The 24,287-nt window shown below is 32.4% G+C and carries 15 protein-coding genes and 6 pseudogenes; 16 read left to right on the forward strand and 5 right to left on the reverse strand.

Annotated features, from left to right (window positions below):
- Positions 1-136: 136 nt before the first annotated feature.
- The 7 genes from DN389_RS00340 to DN389_RS00370 all read left to right on the forward strand — a co-directional run bounded on the left by DN389_RS00340 (position 137) and on the right by DN389_RS00370 (position 8,597).
- A complete protein-coding gene (locus DN389_RS00340) occupies positions 137-1,210 on the forward strand; it encodes a DUF4046 domain-containing protein (RefSeq protein ID WP_370512810.1) in 1,074 nt (357 codons plus the stop codon).
- Between the two features lie 61 nt (positions 1,211-1,271).
- Entirely contained in the window at positions 1,272-2,516 is a 1,245-nt protein-coding gene (locus DN389_RS00345) for an NAD(P)-dependent malic enzyme (protein ID WP_149236714.1), read from the forward strand.
- 514 nt (positions 2,517-3,030) lie between these two features.
- A complete protein-coding gene (locus DN389_RS00350) occupies positions 3,031-3,381 on the forward strand; it encodes a DoxX family protein (RefSeq protein WP_098190952.1) in 351 nt (116 codons plus the stop codon).
- A gap of 329 nt (positions 3,382-3,710) precedes the next feature.
- The gene (gene proC / locus DN389_RS00355) at positions 3,711-4,529 is read left to right on the forward strand and encodes a pyrroline-5-carboxylate reductase (RefSeq protein WP_098190953.1); all 819 of its coding nucleotides are present in this window, start codon (positions 3,711-3,713) and stop codon (positions 4,527-4,529) included.
- 177 nt (positions 4,530-4,706) lie between these two features.
- Positions 4,707-6,059: a branched-chain amino acid transport system II carrier protein BrnQ5 gene (brnQ5, locus tag DN389_RS00360; protein WP_098190954.1), complete on the forward strand. Its 1,353-nt coding sequence runs from the start codon at positions 4,707-4,709 to the stop codon at positions 6,057-6,059.
- A gap of 313 nt (positions 6,060-6,372) precedes the next feature.
- Positions 6,373-7,788, forward strand: coding sequence for an amino acid permease (locus tag DN389_RS00365; protein ID WP_098190955.1), 1,416 nt, complete (start codon positions 6,373-6,375; stop codon positions 7,786-7,788).
- Between the two features lie 167 nt (positions 7,789-7,955).
- Positions 7,956-8,597 (forward strand): nucleotide excision repair endonuclease, encoded by a 642-nt coding sequence (locus DN389_RS00370; protein WP_098802087.1) that lies wholly within the window; start codon positions 7,956-7,958, stop codon positions 8,595-8,597.
- A gap of 152 nt (positions 8,598-8,749) precedes the next feature.
- Here the strand turns inward: DN389_RS00370 and DN389_RS00375 are convergent.
- The 3 pseudogenes from DN389_RS00375 to DN389_RS00385 form a co-directional block, all read right to left on the reverse strand.
- Positions 8,750-8,860: pseudogene (locus DN389_RS00375) on the reverse strand (IS3 family transposase); the annotation flags it as partial.
- A 104-nt stretch (positions 8,861-8,964) separates the two neighbouring features.
- A pseudogene (locus DN389_RS00380) lies at positions 8,965-9,337 on the reverse strand (DUF1304 domain-containing protein).
- Positions 9,338-9,376: 39 nt separating this feature from the next.
- Positions 9,377-9,616 (reverse strand): annotated as a pseudogene (locus DN389_RS00385) (nitroreductase family protein); the annotation flags it as partial.
- A gap of 125 nt (positions 9,617-9,741) precedes the next feature.
- Here DN389_RS00385 and DN389_RS29295 point away from each other — a divergent pair.
- From DN389_RS29295 to DN389_RS00400, 4 genes and pseudogenes are all read left to right on the forward strand, one after another.
- Positions 9,742-9,897, forward strand: a pseudogene (locus DN389_RS29295) (lipoprotein BA_5634 family protein); the annotation flags it as partial.
- 513 nt (positions 9,898-10,410) lie between these two features.
- Positions 10,411-12,378 carry a penicillin-binding transpeptidase domain-containing protein gene (locus DN389_RS00390; RefSeq protein ID WP_098190957.1) on the forward strand — a complete coding sequence of 656 codons (1,968 nt, stop codon included), beginning with the start codon at positions 10,411-10,413 and terminating at the stop codon, positions 12,376-12,378.
- A 602-nt stretch (positions 12,379-12,980) separates the two neighbouring features.
- Complete coding sequence (locus DN389_RS00395) at positions 12,981-13,514, forward strand: RNA polymerase sigma factor (protein WP_142343521.1); 534 nt, start codon at positions 12,981-12,983, stop codon at positions 13,512-13,514.
- Positions 13,504-14,331, forward strand: a complete 828-nt coding sequence (locus tag DN389_RS00400) for an anti-sigma factor (RefSeq protein ID WP_098190958.1) — start codon at positions 13,504-13,506, stop codon at positions 14,329-14,331. The genes DN389_RS00395 and DN389_RS00400 overlap by 11 nt, the downstream gene beginning before the upstream one ends.
- A 46-nt stretch (positions 14,332-14,377) precedes the next feature.
- Here DN389_RS00400 and DN389_RS00405 read toward each other — a convergent pair whose 3' ends face one another.
- Entirely contained in the window at positions 14,378-16,099 is a 1,722-nt protein-coding gene (locus tag DN389_RS00405) for a peptidoglycan D,D-transpeptidase FtsI family protein (RefSeq protein WP_149236715.1), read from the reverse strand.
- A gap of 349 nt (positions 16,100-16,448) precedes the next feature.
- On the opposite strand from DN389_RS00405, the gene DN389_RS00410 reads away from it, so the two are divergent.
- Entirely contained in the window at positions 16,449-18,581 is a 2,133-nt protein-coding gene (locus DN389_RS00410) for a peptidoglycan D,D-transpeptidase FtsI family protein (RefSeq protein WP_098190960.1), read from the forward strand.
- 229 nt (positions 18,582-18,810) lie between these two features.
- A complete protein-coding gene (gene bla / locus DN389_RS00415) occupies positions 18,811-19,737 on the forward strand; it encodes a class A beta-lactamase Bla1 (RefSeq protein WP_370512811.1) in 927 nt (308 codons plus the stop codon).
- A 19-nt stretch (positions 19,738-19,756) separates the two neighbouring features.
- Here bla and DN389_RS29100 read toward each other — a convergent pair.
- Positions 19,757-19,831: pseudogene (locus DN389_RS29100) on the reverse strand (undecaprenyl-diphosphatase); the annotation flags it as partial.
- Positions 19,832-20,439: 608 nt separating this feature from the next.
- Between DN389_RS29100 and hblC the strand changes: the two are divergent.
- The 3 genes and pseudogenes from hblC to hblA all read left to right on the forward strand — a co-directional run bounded on the left by hblC (position 20,440) and on the right by hblA (position 24,214).
- Positions 20,440-21,760: pseudogene (hblC, locus tag DN389_RS00420) on the forward strand (hemolysin BL lytic component L2).
- 65 nt (positions 21,761-21,825) lie between these two features.
- A complete protein-coding gene (hblD, locus tag DN389_RS00425; protein ID WP_098190962.1) occupies positions 21,826-23,049 on the forward strand; it encodes a hemolysin BL lytic component L1 in 1,224 nt (407 codons plus the stop codon).
- 31 nt (positions 23,050-23,080) lie between these two features.
- Complete coding sequence (hblA, locus tag DN389_RS00430; RefSeq protein ID WP_149236716.1) at positions 23,081-24,214, forward strand: hemolysin BL binding component B; 1,134 nt, start codon at positions 23,081-23,083, stop codon at positions 24,212-24,214.
- Positions 24,215-24,287 lie beyond the last annotated feature (73 nt).

The raw sequence follows: 24,287 nt of genomic DNA on the forward strand, positions 1-24,287 counted from the left end.
TTTTTGTAACTTTTTGTTTTTTTATGTCCTTCTTATTATAAATTAAAGAAATGATTTTATTAAAAGTTAATTCTTTCTTTGCCCTAAGTTAATAATGCACTTTATTTAACGTTAGGAAAGAAAGAGAAATCGTTACATGTCCTTTACTAGTTTAAATAGGAGGGAGTTTGAAGTGCAAGCGAAAGCGGTACAAATAGAAGAAATCTATCAAGAAATATTAGATGGTAAAAGAAGTAGGTTTCCACCGAATACATGGAAAGAAGATAGCAATAGAGAGCTATCTAAAAGGGTTACAAAATATTTAATTGAAACAATTTTAAAATGGAATGAAGAGGATATTAAACAAAAATGGAATACCCTTCTAATTACAAAATATCGATTACTCGGCGCGCTCAAACATGGTTATGATAACAGTCCCTATAAGATAATTGAAGACTTATATACTAATAGATTTAAAGAGTGGGAGTTTGGTATGACACCATTAAATTTTTGGACTAAAGAAAAAGCCCTTGAAGCATTAAAATGGACTGTTGAAGAAAAAGAAAAGCTAAGTAAAGTAGAACTACTCAAATTCTATAGTAAAAAATGGTTAGAGAAAAATAAGCTCAGTGCGCCATTAGTTATGTATTGGAATGGTAGCCCTTATGCAATGATAAATTCTTTATATCCTAATAAATTTAAAGAGTGGGAATTTAGTATGACTCCTAACAAGTTTTGGACTAAAGAAAAAGCATTGGTAGCATTAAGGTGGACTATTGAAGAAAAAGAAAAATTAACTTCTTTTCAATTATTACAAGTTTACAGTGTAAAATGGCTTACTATTCATAAATTAATTTCTCCTTGTCAAATATTCTGGAAAAACAGTCCGTACTCCATGATCAATGAGTTATATCCTGGTCAAAATAAAGAATGGGAATATAAATTCACACCTACCGGATTTTGGACTAAAAAAACAGCATTAGAGGCGCTGAAGTGGACTATTGAAGAAAAGGAAAAACTAACAGAGGAGCAATTACTATCTATTTACACACAAAGATGGTTAATTAAACATAAATTATGGACACCATTAAGAAGATATTGGAAGGGAAGTCCATACAACATGTTAAATACTTTATACCCCAATCGTTATTCAAAAGATATGTTAAAGGTTATAAAAATAAATAATGATTATATTAGAAATCTTACTTATATCATACAATATCAAGTTTAAGATAGAGTTAATAAAATATTGATTTAATTAATTCTTAACTTAATTATAGGAGCGAAATTATATGTCACTTTTACGAGATGAAGCATTAAAAATGCATAAAGAAAAACAGGGGAAGATTGGTGTTTATTCTAAAGTTAAAGTACAAAATTCAACAGATTTAAGTCTCGCTTACTCACCAGGTGTTGCTGAGCCATGCATAGAGATTTATAAAGATGAAAGCAAATTATATGATTATACAATGAAAGGGAATCTAGTTGGAGTTATATCCGATGGAACTGCAGTATTAGGTCTTGGGAATATTGGACCCAAAGCAGCTATGCCAGTGATGGAGGGAAAAGCTTTACTTTTCAAATCATTTGCTGAGATCGATGCTTTTCCTATTTGTTTAAACACTAATAATCCGGATAAGATTGTTGAAGTTGTTAAATTATTAGAACCAAATTTTGGTGGGATAAACTTAGAAGATATTGCAGCACCTCAATGCTTTGAAATTGAGGAGCGCCTAAGAAAATCTTGTGATATTCCTGTTTTCCATGATGATCAACACGGTACAGCTATTGTAACGATTGCTGGCTTAATTAATGCACTTAAGTTAACAAATAAAAAAATTGAAGATGTGCAAATCGTTGTAAATGGTGCTGGTGCTGCTGGGATAGCCATTGTTAAGCTGTTACTTCATATGCATGTAAAAAATATTATTTTGTGTGACACAAAAGGGATAATATATGAACAGCGACCTATTGGAATGAATGCGCTTAAAGAAGAAATAGCTCGTATTACAAATATAGAACAGAAGCGGGGAACATTAGCAGAGGCCTTTATTGATGCTGATGTATTTATTGGAGTATCAGCTGCAGATGTAGTTGATGAGGATATGATTCGTTCTATGAATCATAATCCTATTATTTTTGCCTTGGCTAACCCTACACCTGAAATTATGCCTAATAAAGCAAAAATAGCAGGAGCACTAGTAGTTGGTACAGGACGTTCTGATTTTCCTAATCAAGTAAATAATGTACTAGCTTTCCCCGGAGTTTTTCGTGGAGCTTTAGATGTACAAGCAAAAGAAATTAATGAAGAAATGAAGCTAGCAGCTGTTTATGCAATAGCTGAGTTAATTTCAGAAGAAGAGCTTCATGTCAACTATGTCATTCCAAATCCGTTTGATCCTAGGGTGGTGCCACATGTAGCATATGCTGTTGCACGTGCTGCAGTGGAAACCGGTGTTTCAAGAAAAAATATCAGCATGTCTGAAATTAAAAACAATCTATTAAGGTTAACAAAAGAGGCAAATATATTAAAATAAATATTTTTCTTAAGAAAATATTATGTAGTAAAGATTACATGAAATTGAATCAGGCTATCTCGCCTAAAATAGCTTACTATATTCTTAAAGTTTTTTAATTTTTTTATGTGTTTTTGATTGGATTTTGCAGTATTAATTATCAAATTAAAGATACGTTTTCTATTAGAATCAGCTTGAAAGTGGTTGGAATCCTTTACTTACAGGCTATTTATATAAGGTAGTTGTAAGAAAGTGAATAAATCCATGCTCTTAAGAAATTCAACAGAAAATCACTTAATGACTATTAATTATTATTAGAGTGGTTTGTTGCAAACATGTAAAGGATTTGTTTACAACTTTGATTTAAAACAATAAACCCTTCTTTTAATAGATTAATAGCAAAGGTTCTCTACTTAGTTCTTAGCGTATAAAAAGTTAAATTATGTATATCTCCCTTTCTGATATTTGTAAAACGCATATATTTATTCCTTGTGAAGCATGGAAATTAACAAAGTCTTAAAAGGAGCGAGTTTAAATGATGATTGTTCTTCAGGTAGTTTTAGCAATTCTTATTGTAGTAGGGGGATTCATAAAAATTTTTCGTATATCTTTTCAGGTAGAACATTGGCAACGATATCAATATCCATTATGGTTTATGTCTATAATTGGTTTTATTGAAATTATTGGAGCAATAGGAATAATCGGTGGTATCTGGAATCAATACTTAGCGCTAGGGGCAAATATATTATTAGCAGTACTCATGGTCGGAGCTATTCATGCTCATATTTTTCGAGCAAAACAATCTATTTTAATGGTAATCCCTGCATTACTTTGTTTCATACTATCTACGGCGATAATCATTTGGAATTTAAATACATTTTCTTAAGCTTAACTATAAATTTTGGAAATAAGTAATTATTAGAGGAATATGTAAGCTCTATTTAAAATGGTGAATAGTTAAAGAATATTAATTCCGAAAAATTATCACCATTTTACTCTTGTTTTTAATAGTTCTATGAATAGAAAGTCTCTTCATTTCTTAAAATGTACGCTTGTAAAGTACATGCAAAAACATAGCTCATTTTTGAAAGACATGTATAGGGAGGAGAATTTTTAAATTCTATTGATAAACCCAGTAATTGTAATAGCCCTTATTTAGAATAATAATTTCAAAATCAATAAAGTTTAGAATAGAAGGAGAAAGATCAAATTATTATGAATAAACAAATAGGATTTATCGGATGTGGAAACATGGGTATTGCTATGATAGGTGGGATGATTAATAAAAATATAGTGTCTCCAAATCAAATAATTTGTTCAGATTTAAACGTCAGTAATTTAAAAAATGCTAGTGATAAATATGGCATAACTATAACTACTAACAATAATGAAGTTGCTAACAGTGCCGACATTTTAATTTTATCAATTAAACCAGACTTATATACATCGGTAATTAACCAAATAAAAGACCAAATAAAAAATGATGTAATGGTTGTAACTATTGCTGCAGGAAAAAGTATTAAGAGCACTGAGAATGAATTTGATAGAAAGTTAAAGATTGTTAGGGTAATGCCTAATACACCGGTACTTGTTGGGGAAGGAATGTCTGCGTTATCTTTTAATGAAATGGTTACAGAAAAAGATATAAAAGAGGTGCTAAATATATTTAATATTTTCGGCCAGACGGAGGTCGTAAATGAAAAACTAATGGATGTTGTTACATCTATTAGTGGTTCTTCTCCAGCATATGTGTATATGTTTATAGAAGCCATGGCAGATGCTGCTGTACTTGACGGTATGCCGAGAAATCAAGCTTATAAATTCGCAGCTCAAGCTGTATTAGGTTCTGCAAAAATGGTATTGGAAACGGGGATACATCCAGGTGAATTGAAGGATATGGTTTGTTCTCCAGGTGGAACGACAATAGAAGCTGTAGCAACACTAGAAGAAAAAGGTTTAAGAACAGCTATCATTTCAGCTATGAAACGTTGTACGCAAAAATCTATGGAAATGTCTAGTTTAACTAGTAGGTGAGAAGCTTTGTTTAGGCGTAACTTCATAGCCATTAATTTAAGCTGTTATTTCAGTTGCTATTCGGGATCATAAAATGGCTTTCTGCAACGGTGCTCTAAGCTGGGATAAACTAGATTAGTATATAAATTATATGAAAAAATAAAGAGAGTATACAAATGTGTAATCGGAGGATTTGTTATGTCAAATAAAGTTCCTACTTCCTTTATCATTATTATAGGATTGATGCTGTTTGCATTGTTTTTTGGAGCAGGAAATTTAATTTTTCCACCTATGCTTGGTCAAATGGCTGGAAAAAATGTATGGATAGCCAATGCAGGCTTTTTAGTTACTGGAGTTGGTTTACCATTGTTAGCAATAACAGCATTTGTTTTTTCAGGTAAAAATGATTTGCAATCTTTAGCTAGTCGTGTGCATCCGGTGTTTGGTATTGTATTTACGACCGTTCTCTATCTGGCGATTGGTCCCTTTTACGCCATCCCTAGATCTGGCAATGTATCGTTTGAAATTGGAATTAAACCTTTTTTATCAAATGACGCAGGTCCTGTTGCATTAACCGTATTTACAAGCTTATTTTTCACAGTTACATGCTTATTATCCCTTAATCCTACAAAAATTATTGATATAGTTGGAAAAATTTTGACTCCTATCAAATTGGCTGTTATTGGGATGCTCGTAGTTGTGGCTTTTATTCACCCAATTGGAAGAATTCAAGCACCTATTGAAGTGTATGCATCAAATTCATTTTTTAAAGGTTTTCAAGAAGGGTATTTAACATTAGATGCTCTTGGAGCTTTTGTTTTCGGAATCATTATTGTGAATGCAATTAGAGAAAAAGGGGCTACTACTAAAAATCAGCTTATGATTGTTTGTGTAAAAGCAACGGCTATTGCTGCTACACTCTTAGCTCTTATCTATACTGCCCTTTCCTATATGGGTGCTTCTAGTGTTGAAAAACTAGGTCGTTTAGATAATGGGGCTGAAGTTTTAGCGAAAGTTTCGGATTATTACTTTGGTTCGTATGGTGCAATTTTGTTAGGTTTAATGATTATAGTAGCATGTTTAACCACAAGCGTAGGACTTATCACTGCTTGTTCTTCTTTTTTTCATAAATTATTTCCAAAGATCTCTTATGAAAAAATTGCTATTATTTTGTCTGTTTTCAGTACACTAGTTGCGAATATAGGATTAACACAATTAATTATGATTTCAATCCCTGTATTAATAACTATGTATCCAATTGCTATTACCTTAATATTCCTAACATTTTTACACTCTGTATTCAATGGTAGATTTGAAGTATATCAAGGGAGTTTGATATTGACATTTATTTTTAGTTCATTAGATGGATTAAAAGCTGCTGGAGTAGAAAGCGAAATAATTCATAATTTTCTTGAGCATTTTCTTCCTTTATATAGTGTAGGTTTAGGATGGGGATTTCCGGCTATTATAGGCGGTGTATGTGGGTATATTGTTAGTGTATTACGGAAGAAAAATACCTTAAGTTCTGGTGAAACTCAATTAAATAAATAAATAAATTATTTTTGTTTATCATATCATTATCGGGGACACAAAACTAATCATTTCTTTGGAATGAAAAAATCTTTTATTTATATCTTTGGAGGTAAATTGAATTAGCTATAACACATTATAGCTGATGTTTGTTGAACACTGGATTAAAGAGAAAAAATAGAATGTATTAACCTAAAAATACGGATAAATCTATAGAATATTTCAAATTTATTTAATGTAAAAGAAATATTATGAGAATACCTAATAACTAAGTAAATTTATATATAACAATAATGAGAAGAATAAACCTTATTTTAAAGGGGATACAGAGAATATGATTAATTTATTAAAAAAGAAATCCGTTACACAATTGTTAGAGCATAATCAAAGCGAGACCTTAACGAAAACATTAGGAGCATTTGATTTAATTATGTTAGGGGTAGGCTCGATAATTGGAACGGGGGTTCTTGTGTTAACTGGATTAGTAGCAGCAAGAGATGCTGGTCCAGCAGTTATTTTTTCATTTTTACTTGCAGCAATTATATGCGGATTTATAGCATTATGTTACGCAGAAATTGCTTCCACACTCCCGGCATCTGGTAGTGTATATACGTACTCATATGCAACAATTGGTGAGTTTGTTGCGCATCTAGTAGGTTGGTCGTTGCTCTTAATATATATCGTGGCAACAGCGGCTGTCGCTGCTGGATGGACAGGTTATTTCCACAACTTAATAAAAGGATTTGGGTTAGAGATACCTAAAGCTCTAGTAACGATTCCTTCGCATGGTGGTATTGTGAATCTACCAGCAGTAATCATTACATTGATATTAGCATGGATGTTATCCCGTGGTACGAGGGAAAGTAAACGAATTAATAATATAATGGTATTGATTAAAATTGGAATGATTTTGTTGTTTATTACAGTTGGTATATTCTATGTAAAACCAATGAACTGGGTACCAATTGCACCATACGGTTTAAGTGGAGTTTTTACGGGTGGAGCAGCTATTTTATTCGCTTTTACGGGTTTTGATATATTAGCAACTTCAGCAGAAGAAGTAAAAGATCCGAAACGTAATCTTCCCATCGGTATTATTGCATCATTAATCATATGTACAATTATTTATATTATGGTATGCCTTGTTATGACAGGAATGGTTTCCTATAAAGAATTAAATGTGCCTGAGGCAATGGCTTATGTAATGGAAGTTGTAGGACAAGGAAAAGTGGCTGGTGTAATTGCTGCAGGTGCTGTAATTGGCCTTATGGCTGTTATTTTCTCAAATATGTATGCAGCAACACGGGTATTCTTTGCAATGAGTCGTGATGGATTGTTACCGAAATCATTTGCGAAAGTGAATAAGAAAACGGGAGCACCCACTTTTATAACAGGATTGGCAGGAATAGGGAGCTCTGTAATAGCTGGGTTTATTGACTTGAAAGAATTAGTTAATTTAGTTAATATCGGTAGTTTGGTGACGTTTGCGTTAGTTTGTCTATCAGTTATTATCCTCCGAAAATCACACCCGAATTTAAAACGTGGATTTATGGTACCTTTTGTACCTGTATTACCAAGCGTTTCGATTATATGTTGTGTGTTTTTAATGCTAAATTTACCGTTAAGGACATGGGTGTACTTTAGTATTTGGATTACTATTGGGGCAGTAATATATTTCCTTTATTCGATAAAACACAGTAATTTAAATGGGGAAACGATCTCGAAATTACATGATAAAATTGCGAGATAATAACGATAGAAAATTTTATTAATAATCATATTGATAGTTGAGTAACATAGAAACAGTTTCTTGACATTTAGCAAGAGATAAAATAAGAGATGCTAGGGCAGCCAAGTACTTTTTTAGAAACCTTGCCTGTTTTTCACGATTTAAAACTGCTAAGGAGAGGGAGAAGTATGAGTGAATTGCATTTTATGAGTCTAGAAGAACTGGATAATAAATTGGAAAAACCTGACAGCGGTATTTATTTAATTAAAGATTATAACGACAATATTATTTATGTAGGCAAAGCTTTTAGTATAAAAAGTAGAGTATTAGCTCATTTTAATAGTTACTCCAATATTAAGGAATATGTACATTTATTTAATAAAGTAGCGTATCTCATTGAAGATAGTTTGTTAAAACGTTCATTGTTACAAGTTACTTATATGATTAAATATAAACCAGTATTAAACAAAGAAGTCCAAAAAGAATTCCCAGAGTTATATACTCAATACATTAAGCAGACAAATAAAAAATCTATGTTGTTAGAAATTGATGAAGCTAAAGAAAAAAGGGATGAGTTAAAGAATAGATTAGTAAAATTAGTGGGTGGAAAAACTATGTTTTATGACATGATTTCTCTGTTAAATAATGGATATAACTATCATGTCCTCGCAAAAGTATTGAGCATAGAACTTCAAACTTTAATTATAATAAAAGAACACCGAAATAAATTCCCGATACCACATAATTATAAGAGGACAATAAAGCATCAAGATATAATGTATGCTTTATCTGGAAAAAAGAATTTAAGTACTTCAAGGTTAAACACTTAACTTTAAAGTAGCAAATTCGTTGCTTTTTTAGCCTTTATCATTTCAGCCAAGAAGATCCCTTCCTCAATAAACGTAAGGGGCACAGCCTAGTTGAAGTGCCTCAAAAAGTTAGAAAGGTTGGTTTATTAGGTAGCATCTAGGGTATAAAACTGCTACAATACCGGGCTCATACCCTTTAGTTTTTCCTTGATTCTTTCATGATTATAGTACTCTATATACTTTGCTAATTCTTGTTTGAAATCTGTTATACTTTCAAATTCTTTCGATACAGAAATAGACATACAAAAACGCCATCCTTTCCTAGGAATCTACAGAAAGAATAGCTTATTTTTTCAAAAATGAGTTCTTTTATTGAAAATCTTTGGTTCTATATGACGGATAAAAGGGCAAGCAGCGCTAAAATAGCGGGAAGTCCTTGTTTCAAGATAATCGATTTATTGGATGTGAAACCTCCGAAAATAGCTGCTACCACCAAACAAATGACGAAAAATAATTGAACCATATAAACAATGGGATTGTTTACAAGTATAATTCCCCTAAATGAGGCTAGCTGCTAAGAATTCATTATATAAACCTTGGTTTGCAAACATAATGGCTACGTTTCGATCTCCTTCTAAATGTTTCGGTAATTTGAAAGCGCGCTTTGCTATTTTTGAATTAATAAAAAACATTTCGAGGATCATGATAAATAAATGCTCTAATGCTACGATTCCCACTAAAATAACTGCGATTATTTCCATATTATTCTGCCTCCTCTACTCCTTCATTTAAGTTTTATACTATTTCCATTTTGCAATTCTATCAACAGGGAGACGATATGAAGCATATCCTTCGTTGGCTGCTTTATCAATAGGTAGAAGTATAACTGATACATAGTGCTCTTTTTCCAATCCCCAAAATGCATTGCTATTTTCCTTGTTATGCTCTCTGATTGGATTTGGATCATATCTATGCGCACGTACTGTCAGCATTAACTGTATGGAGAGAAGTACTACATGAATCAGCATAGTTCCGCGATTTTTCTTGGTATGGAAGTTTTTTTGGAAGAATATTTTTTATATGTAAAATAAAAAAATGTAATTTATAAATATAAAGTTGATAAAATAAATTCGGATTAATAATATTCCCCAAGCTAATCCTATAAAAACAATTTCTAACTTTTAATAAATATTTTGGGAAAATAAATTTAGTCAACCAAGGGAAAGCACCTGAATTAAGTGAGGAAATAGATATAGTAAATACGCTTTTAGGCGCAGAAGACAAGAGAGCCTTCAATTTTGTAAATGTTACAGAAAAGTAAAAAGTATGTCTATATGGGTATCATCCCGTCACCATCAGGTTAAGAAAAATAAATCTATCATCAACATAGTGTTGTTGCGACAGTTTATGATGAACAAAATGTATATATTAAAGGCTCGAGGTGATGAAGGTGACACTTATATCCTAAGTGATTTTTTGTACGATTTATATTTTTGTTATTTTCTACTGTAGAATCCTTACTATAAGGATTCTATTTTTTGTATCAAAAATCTATAAAGAGAAAGATAATATGGGCGAAAACGAATTAAAAGGTATTTTAAATGAATTTGTTAAAACAACACTAATACTTATAACGTTCTCTAAATATATTCTCTCCTTATGTTTGCAAGAAGCTTACAAACTTTCCTCTTTCAATGCAACTGAACCATAAATTAATTTCTTTTGTAAATGTGGAACAATCTCATTACCTACACTGTCTATTAAGCGTTACAACATTTTTTATTTAATATATCAAGAAAGGAATAAATATTTTTAACAAAGGGAGAAGATTGAATTGAAAAAATTATGGATGTTGGTTTTCTTTTGTTTTGCAGTTATGTTGGTAGGATGTAATAAAAACGAACCGCCAAAGCAAACATTTGAAGAATATATCAATTTATGGAATGATAAAAAATTTGCAAATATGTATGATCATTTATCAGAGCGTGCAAAAAAAACGATTTCTAAAAAGGATTTCACAGAGAAATATCAAAAAATCTATGAGGGTATTGGAGTTAAGAATTTAAAAATTAAAACGAAAGGAGAGAATGCTAAAGATAAAGAGCTTTTTCTTTTTGAAGTTAAGATGGATACGGATGGAGGAACAGTTTCATTTATCCATGAAGCAAAACTCGTGAAAGAAAAGGAATCTTGGAAAATAGATTGGACACCAGATTTTATTTTTCCAGCTATGAAAAAAGATTACAAAGTACGTATGCAAATAGAACAAGGAAAACGCGGAGAAATATATGATCGAAATGGGAAAGCTCTTGCAACGAATGGTAAAGCGACTGAGGTTGGAATTATTCCAGAGAAACTAGGCGAAACAGCAGCGCAAACAAAAGAAATAGTAGCGCAATTACTTGATATGTCTATAGAAGAGGTCGATCAGAAGCTTACAGCGAAATGGATAAAACCAGACTCCTTTGTACCAATTGGTATTTTAAAAGAGGGAACTAGACAGAATGATTATATTGAATTAGAAGGAGTTTCATCTCGCCCAGTAAATATTCGGACGTATCCATTAGGAGAAGCGGCGGCACACTTAACTGGTTATATAGGAAAGGTGAATGCAGAGGAGTTAAAATCGCTTCAAAAAAAAGGGTATCAAGCAGATGATTTAGTAGGTAAGACAGGTTTAGAGAAAGTATTAGAGAATAAATTGCGTGGCGAAAAGGGTGGACGCGTATTTATAGAAGATGAGAATGGAAAAGAGATTAAAAATGTAGCAAAAAAAGAAGCAAAAGAAGGGGAAAACGTTACGTTAACAATTGATGCTGCAATTCAAGAAAAAATCTTTAATGAGTTGAAAAATGAAGCAGGTTCTAGTGCAGCGGTCAATCCTAAAACGGGTGAAACTATTGCACTTGTAAGTAGCCCTGCTTATAATCCAAATACAATAGTTAGAGGAGCATCAAAAGCCCAACGAGAAGCATGGAATAACGACTCGAAACTACCAATGATGAATCGTTTCACACAAGCATTTGTACCAGGTTCCGTATTTAAAACGATTACTGGTGCAATTGGTTTGGAAACAAACACTATAAACCCGAAGGAAGAATTTAAAATTCAAGGATTAAAGTGGGCAAAAGATTCATCTTGGGGAAATTATTATGTAACACGTGTGAAGGAAGCTAGTCCAATTGATTTTGATAAGGCAATGAAGTACTCTGATAACATTTATTTTGCTCAACAAGCTTTGAAAATGGGAAAAGATCAGTATGTAAATGAATTTAAGAAATACGGATTTCATGAAAAATTACCAATCGAATACGAATTTCCTATTTCAATCATTGCAAGAGATGGGATAAAAAATGATATTCAACTAGCAGACACGGGATATGGACAAGGACAAGTATTAATGACACCACTTCATTTAGCATTAACATATGCACCGATTGTGAATGAAGGGAATATTCCGTCGCCTCATCTTTTAAAAGAAGCAGAAGTAGCGGGGAATTGGAAAGAAAATGTGGTTTCTAAAAAGAATCAAGAGATATTAAAGAGTGCATTAATAAAAGTCATTAATGACCCTGATGGCGCGGGGAGAATTGCTAAGGTTGATGGTATAACTCTTGCTGGTAAAACCGGTACAGCAGAACTGAAGGAGTCGAAAGAAGCAGACGGAAAAGAACTTGGATGGTTTGCAGCTTTTGATGCAAATGCGCCCGACATGATCGTTACCATGATGATCGAAGATGTAAAAGGAAGAGGGGGGAGTAACGTTCCAGGCGAAAAAGTAAAACATGTTTTTCAGAAATAATAAGTAACTATAAGGTGAAATCTTTTACTACATTCATTGTTTGCTTCACACGAGGGTATAAATTGAGCAATACAAAGAACAATTAAGTTTCGAAAAAGCATTCTCCTTAATCGAGAATGCTTTTTTGTTGTGGCTGAATAAAGATGATAACTTATCTTTGTTTTCATTTTTGAAAGGTTGGTATTGCTAATAGTAAATAGAAGCGTAAAACAAATTGAAAGGGACAAGTGAGGGGGAATTATAAACTTTAACAAAACGATTATTTAGTAAAGCATAAATAGAGCACACAAATAAGTATGCTCTAAGAAAAAAGGTGATACAAGTGGAGTGTTGCGTGAAATGCACAAATAATAATCAGATTTTTTATGAGTGTATTTTTAACATTGTATGCTTTACTTGTTTTTAGGAGCCTGTCATGTAAAAGAATATATAGATGATTATTTTATGAAAGTAATCGCACACCTTTACATTTTTAGGAGGATTTTTCTATCAAAAAAAGATAAACAATGGAACAAATGAAACTTGTATCTTGTCTATATATTGAAACCATAATAAAAGTGAGGGTAGTTTTATCTTTATTCAAATAAGTTCGAGGTGTGGAAATGGAAGAGACGTTTATTGAAAAGTGTATTCATGATGAGCTTGACTATGTTATAAAAGACTATTGGCAAGATGTATGGAATTATTCATTTATTATTACGAAAGATCCACACTTATCAGATGATATCACGCAAGATGTGTTTATAAAGGTATTTAAAAATTGGAATTCATTTCGAAAGGAGTCATCTATTAAAACGTGGATATTAAAAATTACAAGAAATACAGCAATAAACTATTTGAAATCCTCCTATTTTAAAAGGATATCATTAGTAGGTTTTTTTAGTGATGATAAGCAATCTCTATCGGCAGAAAAAGAATTTTTTAAGCAAGAGGAAATGAATGAAGTGTGGGATGTTGTCTTAAAACTACCTAAAAAACACCGTGAAATAATAATTTTAGACGCGAAATATGAATTATCTTATGAAGAAATGGCTGAAACACTAGGAGTATCCATTGGAACTGTTAAATCTAGATTAAGCCGAGCGAGAAGTAAGGTTTCAAAATTAATAGGGGAGGGTAGTAGTGATGAACAATAAAAAAAATCCTGACTGGTATAGTAAATTAAAAAAAGGTCCAATGGAGAATCGTAAAGATGAAGAAGAATTTATTTTTAAAATAAAGCAGTCTATATATGAAAATAACGAAGTGGATCTTGTAAAACATAAAAGACCGTTTCGTAAAAAAGCTCTGCCTATTATAGTTGTTTTTGTTTGTACAATGTTATTTGTTATCGTTCAACAACCATGGCTTGATGATAATAAATCACCGGTCCAAAGTAGTACACAAATTAAGCCTAAAACTAAAGATGAGTCTGCTCAAGATCCAACATTAAAACAATTTATGAATGAATTATATCAAAGTACAAATTCAAAAAATGAAAATGACTTGTATAGAGCGTTAAATGATGAAGTTCTATTTAAAGGGAAGAATTATAAGAAGGATGAATTGAAATTTGATGAAGATATTTTTCATGAGTTGCAAGTTGCTCTTACCATGGGGGGAGAATTCACAAATGATACAAAGCAAGCATACAAAGTACCAAGTGGATTGACAGAAAGTAACGAACCAAAGCAAGCGCATTATATATATGCAACTGTTACTGGAAATAAAACGAAAATTTTAGCTGAACCAAAGCGAGAATCACAAGTTTTATATGAAGTATCTAATGAAATGGTAAAAGCTTGGATTCCAGAAAAAGTGCAGAATAATGGATATATAAAAGTATCGACAATTAGCGGTAATACTGGATATGTACAAAAAGAGTATGTTTTAACTGATATTAAATATTCTTTCATGTTCGAAAAGGATCGTGAAGGTAAATGGAAAATAACGAATATAGATTCTATATGGTAAAGAGGAAGGTTCACTTTAATGAACCTTCCTCTTTGTTTTTATTCTCTTATTGAAGAGTATTCCAGTGCTCTAAAATTTCTGATGTAACGAGAGCAGCAATGTTTTTTTCTGAATTACTACCAGGAATAACGACAGAAACGGCAATTTGTGGATCTTCGGTAGGAGCATATGCAATGAAAAGAGAATGGTTTATCATTCTTTCTTGTTCATTCGGAGCACCTGTTATGCCTGTTTTACCTGCGACATGGAAGGGTAAGTTTTTAATTTCCTCTATATTTTGGCTCATCCCACCTTGCACGACACTCCAAAATTTCACAGGGTAACGATTTGAACTTTCTAAAATTGGTTTAAACTTTTTTGTTTCCTTACCATTTTGATCAATAATAGCACTTACGATTTGAGGTTTATATTTATCACCTTTACTTGCTAAAGTTGCTGCATATTGAGCAAGTTGAAGAGGAGTGTGTACTTCATTTCCTCCCCAAGAGGCATTTAATAAGGCGGAGATACCATTTTCAAACTTGTTTGTTGGATGAAATTCATATTGTCCGTCTTCTTCAAAGGGTAAATCAATCCCAGTTTTAGAACGAAGGCCGAATTGCTTTAAATACTCTGTCCATATATGTGCAACTTTTTCTATATTCCCATTATTTTGGTTGAATAAGGGTAGAGCTACTTTTGCTGTCATAAATGTGTTAGATGAATTAATGATAGCCTGCCTCGGTGTAATCTCACCTGTTGGCGTTCCAGGTGCATTCGTAATGTTATTTTGATTATCATATTGAAAAGTACCTTTATCTAAATAAGTATCTTCAGGTTGAAAAAGCTTTTCGTTTAATCCAATTAAAATAGTAAGTGGCTTTATAGTTGAGGCCATATTTACATAAGATTCACCATACTTTAATTTTTGAATTGCTTTATTTTGCGAAAGTGATTTGATGTTTTCTTTTTTAGATGATACTTGTTCATATAATGTATTTGGATCAAACACTGCTGAGTTGGCCATAGTTAAAATTGCGCCAGTTTTCACATCGGTTACCACAACATAACCAGCATTAACATCAGTTATTTTCTTGATTTGAGATCTTAATGATTCCTCTGTTTTTTGCTGCAACTTAGAGTCTAAAGCTAGCCGGACATCTTTTCCTTTTTGTACTTTTTGCATGTTCCATAAGAACTTTTTATTATTCACTTTAAAAATAAGAGTTTTTCCGGGTTTTCCTTTTAAATCATTTTCATATTGTAGCTCAATCCCGCTTTTTCCAACGGGTACATTAAGGTCATTTTCTACATACCCAATTACTTGTGAACCAATTCCACGTTTAGGATAATATCGAATCACTTCATTTTTGATTATTACATTATTGGGTTTGTTTTTGTTTATGAATGCAAGTTCATTCTCAGTTATGTCAGAGTATAACGGTATATCATTCATAGTCTGCTTTTTACAAGATTGTTGTAATTGAGATTTTATGTCCTCTGTAGAAATGTCATGTTGAAACTCGCTTGAAAATTGATTGAAAAAAGCCAATGTGTTTGCTGCATCTTGTTTCGATAGCTTCTCATCATTAAAAGTGCAATATAGAGACTTAACTTTCTTATTTGTAGCTAATATTACACCATTTCGATCAAGTATTTGTCCTCTTTCGGTCGAAGAAGTTTCGATAGTAATTGAAAAGAAATAGCTTTTTAACAAAATTATTAATATCAAACCTACAATAGAAAGAATCGCTATAAATCTCCATCTTTTTATTTTTGTATGTAACATAAAACCCTCCCTTTTTAGCTTATTTCATCTTATAGTTAATTATTTTTTTTGTAAATGTGGAACAACTTTATTATTTAGGTTGTCTATTAAGTATTACAGCATGAAGAAAGGAATAATCAGTATGAAAAGTTTTTAGCAAATCTATGTGTAAGTTTTATATGGGCCAGTATATAGTTTAGCATTTCTAATGCTAGCGACAAAAAATAGAGAGAAAACAGGAAAGGAGAGTTATGAATTACGTAGCTAAACGAAAAGGGATGGGTGCTAACAAGGATTTAGCAAAAAAGTCGAAACGATATTTATAATCGGTCATCGGTATGTAACATATAAGGAATTAAATGGAGGATTTATGGAAAAACAAAAAGGAAAGAACAAGACGTATATATCTATACGATTAAATATAATGTTCCTTTGCATATTTTTACTATTCTCAGCTATTATTGTTCAGCTAGGAAAGGTGCAAATCGTAGAGGGAGAGGCTTATAAGAATCAAGTAGAAAGCAGTCAAAATGCAACTACTAGCATTCCAGTTCCACGTGGACAAATACTAGATCGAGAAGGGAAAACAGTTGTTAATAATAAATCTCTTCGTACGATTACGTATACAAGGGTAAAGGGAATTACTAGTGAAGATATTTTAAAAACAGCAAAAGACTTAGCGAAAGTGCTTGAAATGCCTGAACAAGATATAAATAAATTAACAGACATCGATAAAAAAGATTTTTGGATGCAGTTGAATAGGCAACGTGCGGAGAAAATGATTACTAAAAAAGATATAGAAAAGTTAAAAGATAAGGGAATAGAGGGAAAAGAGTTAGATAAAAAAATAGAAGACTTAAGACGAAGTCGTATTACAGAATTAGAATTGGCAGAATTAACAGCACAAGATTTAAAGGTGTTAGCTATTAAAAGTAAAATGAGTTCTGGTTATCAACTAACACCACAAATTATAAAAAAAGATGTAACAGATCAAGAGTATGCGCAAATAAGTGAAAACCTTGCTGAGTTTCCAGGAGTAGATGCAACAGTTAATTGGGAACGTAATTATGTAAATGGTAATTTATTTCGTTCTGTGTTAGGTAATATTACGAGTAGTGAAGAGGGATTACCGAAAGAAAACTTAGATTCTTATTTGGTACGTGGATATAACCGTAATGATCGTGTAGGAAAAAGTTATATTGAACAACGATATGAAGATGTGTTACACGGTACAAAAGAAGAAGTGAAAAACATTACTGATAAATCAGGAAACATTATAAACACAGAGATAATCTCTAAAGGGAAAAGTGGTAATAGTTTAACATTAACGATTGATATGGAATTACAAAAGAAAGTGGAAGAAAGTATAGAGAAAAATTTGAGAGCGTTTAAGAGTTCAGAGCCACTGTTGGACCGAGCTTTTGTCGTCATGACGAATCCAAATAACGGACAGATTTTATCTATGGCAGGCAAAAAGATTGTAGAAAAAGAAGGGAAATTAGAGATTGAGGATTTGGCATTAGGTAACATGACAACTTCGTATGAGCTAGGGTCAGCTGTAAAAGGTGCAACTTTATTAACTGGATATGAGACAGGGGCAATACAGCCAGGAGATCAATTTTATGATGCACCCATGAAATTTAAAGGTACACAAGCTAAGAAATCGTGGAATGTATCCGGATTTGGTAATATTAATGATTTACGAGCGCTACAAGTATCTTCGAATGTATACATGTTCCAGACAGCTTTAAAAATTGCGGGAGTTAATTACGTACCAAATGGTTCGTTGGATATAAAACAAGGAGCATTTGATACGATGCGCTATTATTTTAAACAATTTGGATTAGGAGTTCCAACAGGTATAGATTTACCGAATGAAATAATTGGACAAACTAGAAAAGTAGATAGTCAGCCTGGGTTTTTACTAGATTTTTCTATCGGGCAGTATGATACGTATACACCGTTGCAATTGGTGCAATATATTTCAACGATTGCTAATGGTGGTTATAGAATGCAACCTCAAATTGTACAAGAAATACGAGAGCAATCAATAAAAGAAGAAGAGGTTGGCAAAGTTATACGCTCTATAGAGCCTGTCGTATTAAATCGAATTGATATGAAGACAGAACATATTGATCGGATAAAAGAAGGGTTTAGATGGGTATTCCAAGAAGGTGATGGAACTGGCGTGAAGTATTTCAAAAACGCGCCATATAAACCAGCAGGAAAGACAGGGACAGCTCAAACTGTATATGGTGGAGATGATCCAATTGGTAGAAATGCAAAAGGAGAACGTATGGAATGTTACAACTTAACGTTAGTTGGATATGCTCCATATGATAATCCAGAAGTAGCATTTTCTGTAGTAGTTCCATGGCTTCATAACGATAAAAGTGGAATTAATTCTATAATTGGAAAAGAAGTTTTAGATGTATACTTTGATTTGAAACAGCAACGTATACAGGGTGGAGCTCCTAGTACAGGTATTTCTAAGCAAAATTAGTAAGATTTTAGTACTTTTCTCAGGGAAGAGACCCTGTTTATATAAAGGTATTTATAAGAAAAAAATGAGATGTGAAATAAGAGATAGCGGCGCTCGTAGCTGCTATCTCTTATTTTGTTGATATCTTGGCTACTAGTTAAAAAGTTTTAAATTTATGGAACAAACTTGTTTCTTAGATGGTCTATTATGTGTACGTATAAAAACAGATGTTGAAAATTTGAAAGGAATGATGATTTTGAAAAATAAGAGGATGCTAAAAATAGGTATATGCGTTGGTATATTAGGTTTAAGTCTTACAAGCTTAGAAGCTTTTAAAGGAGGGCCATTGCAAGTTGAGGCGAAAGAAAAGACAGGACAAGTGAAGCATAAACATCAGGCGACGTATAAAGAGTTCTCTCAACTTGAGAAAAAATTCGATGCACGATTAGGTGTATATGCGATTGATACTGGTACAAATCAAACAATCTCTTATCGACCTAACGAAAGGTTTGCCTTTGCATCAACATACAAGGCGTTAGCGGCAGGGGTATTACTACAGCAAAACTCTACTGAGAAATTAAATGAAGTTATTACTTATACGAAAGAAGACTTAGTGGAATATTCACCTGTTACCGAGAAACATGTAGATACTGGAATGACACTAGGAGAAATTGCTGAGGCTGCTGTTCGTAACAGTGATAATACTGCAGGGAACATTTTATTTAACAAAATAGGCGGACCAAAAGGATATGAAAAAGCGCTTAGACAGATGGGTGATCGGGTTACTATGTCTGATCGCTTTGAAACAGAATTAAACGAGGCTATTCCAGGAGACATTCGTGACACTAGTACAGCGAAAGCAATTGCTACGAATCTGAAAGCTTTTACGGTCGGAAATGTGCTTCCAGTTCAAAAACGTAACATTCTTACAGGGTGGATGAAAGGAAATGCTACAGGAGACAAACTTATTCGTGCAGGCGTACCAACTGATTGGATAGTTGGAGATAAATCAGGAGCTGGAAGTTATGGGACACGAAATGATATTGCTATCGTTTGGCCGCAAAATAGAGCACCAATTATTATCGCAATTTTATCTAGTAAAGATGAGAAAGAAGCTACTTATGATAATCAACTCGTTGCAGAGGCAACTGAAGTTATAGTTAAGGCTCTTAAGTGATAATCTCTCAATTCTTTATTTAATGTAATTGAAAATATGAACTTGGAAAGCGATTCTTTTTAATGTGAAAAGAATCGCTTTTTTGAATTCCTATAATGAATAGTAAGTATATAAGCGGAAATTATTATTTCATGGACAATTTATCCCCTAAAGTGCATGAGGGAAATTTTCTCCTGTGGTGTTCGTAGCAATAATATTATTATGTATACGATAATAATATTTTGGAGTAGTTAAGCTAGATACTCCTATATGGATATGTAATTTTACATATCCATATAAAAGACACATATGTGCTAATCACTATTAAATTATATTAAAATCATTTTTAGGTAAGGGGATTCATATAGATTTAAGGGAGTCAAAGAATTTTTATGTTTAATTATCATAGTATAATTATTTCACTTTATGAAATGAAATTTGTATTTAACTTTTTTAAATATAATATTTTTAAATTCGAATAATAAATATCTGAAAAATCAAATTTAATCAATGTGATTTTCAGGTTTACTTATGAAAAACATAGTGTTTAAAATGAGGGGGAAGTAAGGTCCTTATATTCTATCAAAAATAAATAAAAAACGAGATACGATTACTCTATCGAAAAAATTTCTCTCCTCAAGTGTGTGTGATGAAATCCTAACGTTAGGTTGTACAACATTTACGATTAAAACTGTAAAAAACAATAGTGAAGAGGTGTACGGAATGAAGAATAAAATTATGACAGGATTTTTAATAACATCAATCGTTACTGGAGCGACTATTCCTATCAATACTCTCGCAATGCCAATCGTTCAGGCAGAAACGAAACAAGATAATATAGATATTTCCTCAGCATTACGAAAAATAGGTGCACACTCCAAATTAACACAAACCTTTATAGATGGAGCCTTAGCAAGTCCGAATGTGCAACTTGAAGAAGTTCCATCTTTAAATACAACTCAATTTCTAATTAAACAAGATATGAAAGAGTGGTCATCAGAACTATATCCAAAATTAATTCTATTAAATTCAAAAAGCAAAGGATTTGCAACAAAATTTAATAGCTATTATCCGACATTAAAACGATTTGTAGATAATAAGGAAGATAAAGAAGGGTTTTTAGATAGACTGGAAGTTCTTCAAGATATGACTATAACAAACCAAGAAAACGTGCAACGTCAGATTAATGAGTTAACAGATCTTAAACTACAGGTAGATAAGAAACTGAAAAATCTTGATACAGATGTGATAAAAGCACAGAGTGTACTTAGTTCAGAGGGAACGGGAAAAATAGACAAGTTAAAAAATGAAATGCTAAATACAAAAAAATCAATTCAAAATGATTTACAGCAAATAGCATTATTACCAGGAGCTTTAAATGAACAAGGGCTAAAGGTATTCCAAGAAATTTATAGTCTATCAAAAGATATCATTGAACCGGCTGCTCAAACAGCAGTAGTAGCGTATAACAAAGGAAAAGAAATAAACAATGCTATTGTAGAAGCAGAGAAGAAAGCAGAGCAAGAAGCAACAGAAAAGGGAAAATCAGTTATAGAAATTGAAGCTGCCAAAAAAGAAGCACGTGAAGCGATAGAGAAAAGTAAAAAAGGTGAAATTGCTGCAGCTGCAGTCACAAAAACGAAAGAGTATGATCTTATGAAAGTGATTGATCCTGAAAAAATTAAAAAAACATATAGTACCTTTGCCGAAATTAATAAACTAACAGCAGAGCAGCGATCATATTTAGATGACTTAGAGAAACAAAACCAAAAAATATATGATTTAACAACGAAACTATCAATAGCAGATTTGCAAAAATCAATGCTTCTTCTTTCACAAAATGATTTGCATACGTTTGCAAATCAAGTAGATGTAGAACTTGACCTAATGAAAGCGTTATAAAGAGGATTTGAATCTAATAAATAATAGTATTACAAAATTATCGACTGAAGTTGATACGAATAACACTCAGTCTCAAAAAGATACATTAAGACGACTAAAAAATGTAACAAATCTACTCGAAGAACAAGTTTATAAATTTTAATATTAAGAAATAAGGTTTAATGAAAAAATTATAACGCAACTGAAAATAAGGAGGAGAATCAAAAAATGAAATTTCCATTTAAGGTCATAACTTTGGCCGCTTTAGCAACGGTTATAACTGCTACGAATGGTAGTACTATTCACGCACTTGCACAAGAACAGACAGCACAAGAACAGAAAATAGAAAATTATGCGTTAGGACCTGAAGGGTTAAAGAAAGTGTTGGCTGAAACAGGCTCTCATATTCTTGTAATGGATTTGTACGCAAAAACAATGATTAAGCAACCGAATGTAAATTTATCCAACATTGATTTAGGTTCAGGAGGTGGAGAATTAATCAAAAACATTCACCTGAATCAGGAACTGTCACGAATCAATGCAAATTACTGGCTAGATACTGCGAAGCCAAACATTCAAAAGACAGCACGTAATATTGTAAATTATGATGAACAATTTCAAAATTATTACGACACACTAGTAGATACTGTAAAAAAGAAAGATAAGGCAGGCCTCAAAGAAGGAATAGGGGATTTAATCGGTACAATTCATACAAATTCAAATGAAGTTACGGAAGTTATTAAGATGTTAGAAGCTTTCAAAACAAAGTTGTATACAAATACTGTAGATTTTAAAAATAATGTTGGAAGTCCAGATGGACAAGGGGGATTAACGGCTATATTAGCGGGAAAACAAGCACTAGTCCCACAACTTCAGGCCGAAATTGAGAATTTACGTTCTACGCAGAAAGCACATTTTGATAATGTATTAGCCTGGTCAATTGGTGGCGGATTAGGAGCAGCTATTTTAGTTATTGGAACGATTGCAGGAGCGGTAGTAATTGTTGTGACCGGTGGCACAGCGACACCAGCTGTTGGTGGTCTAACAGCTCTAGGGGCAGCTGGTATCGGTTTAGGAACAGCAGCTGGTGTTGCGGCATCTAATCATATGAACTCTTATAATGAAATTTCTAATAAAATCGGAGAATTAAGTATGAAAGCCGATCTTGCTAACCAAGCAGTTATTTCACTTACTAATACAAAAGACACGTTGACATATTTGTATCAAACTGTAGATCAAGCAATCATGTCTCTAACGAATATTCAGCAACAATGGAATACGATGGGAGCGAATTATAAAGATCTATATGATAATATCGAACAAATGCAAGAACATAAACTTTCTTTAATACCTGATGATTTAAAGGCTGCAAAACAAAGTTGGAATGATATTCATAAGGATGCAGAATTCATTTCAAAAGACATTGCTTTTAAACAAGAAAAAACAAATTAAAAATCAATATATATGTATAGGAGGAATTAAAATGAATAAAAACTTTCCTTATAAACTATTTGCTGTATCGACGTTTTTAACTCTGACAACAACTACTGTAGTTTCTCCAGTGGCAGCCTTCGCAAGTGAAAGTAAAATGGAACAAACTAGTACCGAAGATATATCTCTTTCTGTAAACAGCGAAAAGATGAAAAAAGCTTTGCAAGATGCTGGGGTATTTGCAAAATCTATGAATGATTACTCTTATTTGTTAATTAAAAACCCAGATGTTAACTTTGAAGGAATTGACATTAAAGGATATACAAATCTACCTAGTCAAATTCTACAAGATCAAAAGAATGCAAGAGAGCATGCTACGAAATGGGATTCACACATAAAAAAACAACTTTTAGATACACTGACGGGGATTGTAGAGTATGATACTAAATTCGACAATTATTATGACACATTAGTAGAAGCGATTAATGAAGGGGATGCAGACACATTAAAAGAAGGCATTACAGATTTACAAGGTGAGATTAAACAAAATCAAGCATATACACAGAATTTAATACAAGAACTAGCTAAGTTAAGAGATAGTATTGGAGAAGATGTCCGGGCATTTGGAGGTCATAAAGATATTTTGCATTCGATTCTGAAAAACCAAGCATCTGGAATTGATGAAGATGAAAAGCGCCTAAATGAAGTTTTAGAGCAAGTTAGACATTTTAAACAAGTAGAATCAGATGGAATAATAACTGTATCAATTCCCTCAATTCCTACGTGGATTGCTGGTGGTGTAATGATAGGGGTAGCAAGAAATAATTTAGGTACGTTAGAGCCGTTGTTAGCACAATTACGTCAGACTATAGATTATAAAGTAACATTAAATCGTGTAGTTGGTGTTGCTTATAGTAATATTAATGAAATGCACAAGGCACTTGGATCGGCTATTAATGCACTTACCTATATGTCTGCACAATGGCATGATTTAGATTCTCAATATTCGGGAGTGCTTAGTCATATTGATAAAGCATCCCAAAAAGCGGATCAAAATAAATTCAAATTCCTAAAACCTAATTTGAATGCAGCGAAAGATAGTTGGAAAACATTGAGAGCGGATGCGTTTACATTAAAAGAAGGGATAAAAACATTAAAAATGGATCCTGTTTCTTCAAAAAAATAGCGGAATACGGTATTTGTTGCAAGGGCATTTATACAGTTATAAAATGATTTTTTGTTCTTTATAAATTGAAAAG

Source organism: Bacillus sp. AY3-1 (genome assembly GCF_008368785.1).
Taxonomy (GTDB): Bacteria; Bacillota; Bacilli; order Bacillales; family Bacillaceae_G; genus Bacillus_A; species Bacillus_A wiedmannii.

Coding starts and splice junctions, on each gene's coding strand:
- DN389_RS00340 (WP_370512810.1), top strand. CDS start 137: ATGTCCTTTACTAGTTTAAATAGGAGGGAGTTTGAAGTGCAAGCGAAA.
- DN389_RS00345 (WP_149236714.1), top strand. CDS start 1,272: ATGTCACTTTTACGAGATGAAGCATTAAAAATGCATAAAGAAAAACAG.
- DN389_RS00350 (WP_098190952.1), top strand. CDS start 3,031: ATGATGATTGTTCTTCAGGTAGTTTTAGCAATTCTTATTGTAGTAGGG.
- proC (WP_098190953.1), top strand. CDS start 3,711: ATGAATAAACAAATAGGATTTATCGGATGTGGAAACATGGGTATTGCT.
- brnQ5 (WP_098190954.1), top strand. CDS start 4,707: ATGTCAAATAAAGTTCCTACTTCCTTTATCATTATTATAGGATTGATG.
- DN389_RS00365 (WP_098190955.1), top strand. CDS start 6,373: ATGATTAATTTATTAAAAAAGAAATCCGTTACACAATTGTTAGAGCAT.
- DN389_RS00370 (WP_098802087.1), top strand. CDS start 7,956: ATGAGTGAATTGCATTTTATGAGTCTAGAAGAACTGGATAATAAATTG.
- DN389_RS00395 (WP_142343521.1), top strand. CDS start 12,981: ATGGAAGAGACGTTTATTGAAAAGTGTATTCATGATGAGCTTGACTAT.
- DN389_RS00400 (WP_098190958.1), top strand. CDS start 13,504: ATGAACAATAAAAAAAATCCTGACTGGTATAGTAAATTAAAAAAAGGT.
- DN389_RS00405 (WP_149236715.1), bottom strand. CDS start 16,099: ATGTTACATACAAAAATAAAAAGATGGAGATTTATAGCGATTCTTTCT.
- DN389_RS00410 (WP_098190960.1), top strand. CDS start 16,449: ATGGAAAAACAAAAAGGAAAGAACAAGACGTATATATCTATACGATTA.
- bla (WP_370512811.1), top strand. CDS start 18,811: ATGATTTTGAAAAATAAGAGGATGCTAAAAATAGGTATATGCGTTGGT.
- hblD (WP_098190962.1), top strand. CDS start 21,826: ATGAAATTTCCATTTAAGGTCATAACTTTGGCCGCTTTAGCAACGGTT.
- hblA (WP_149236716.1), top strand. CDS start 23,081: ATGAATAAAAACTTTCCTTATAAACTATTTGCTGTATCGACGTTTTTA.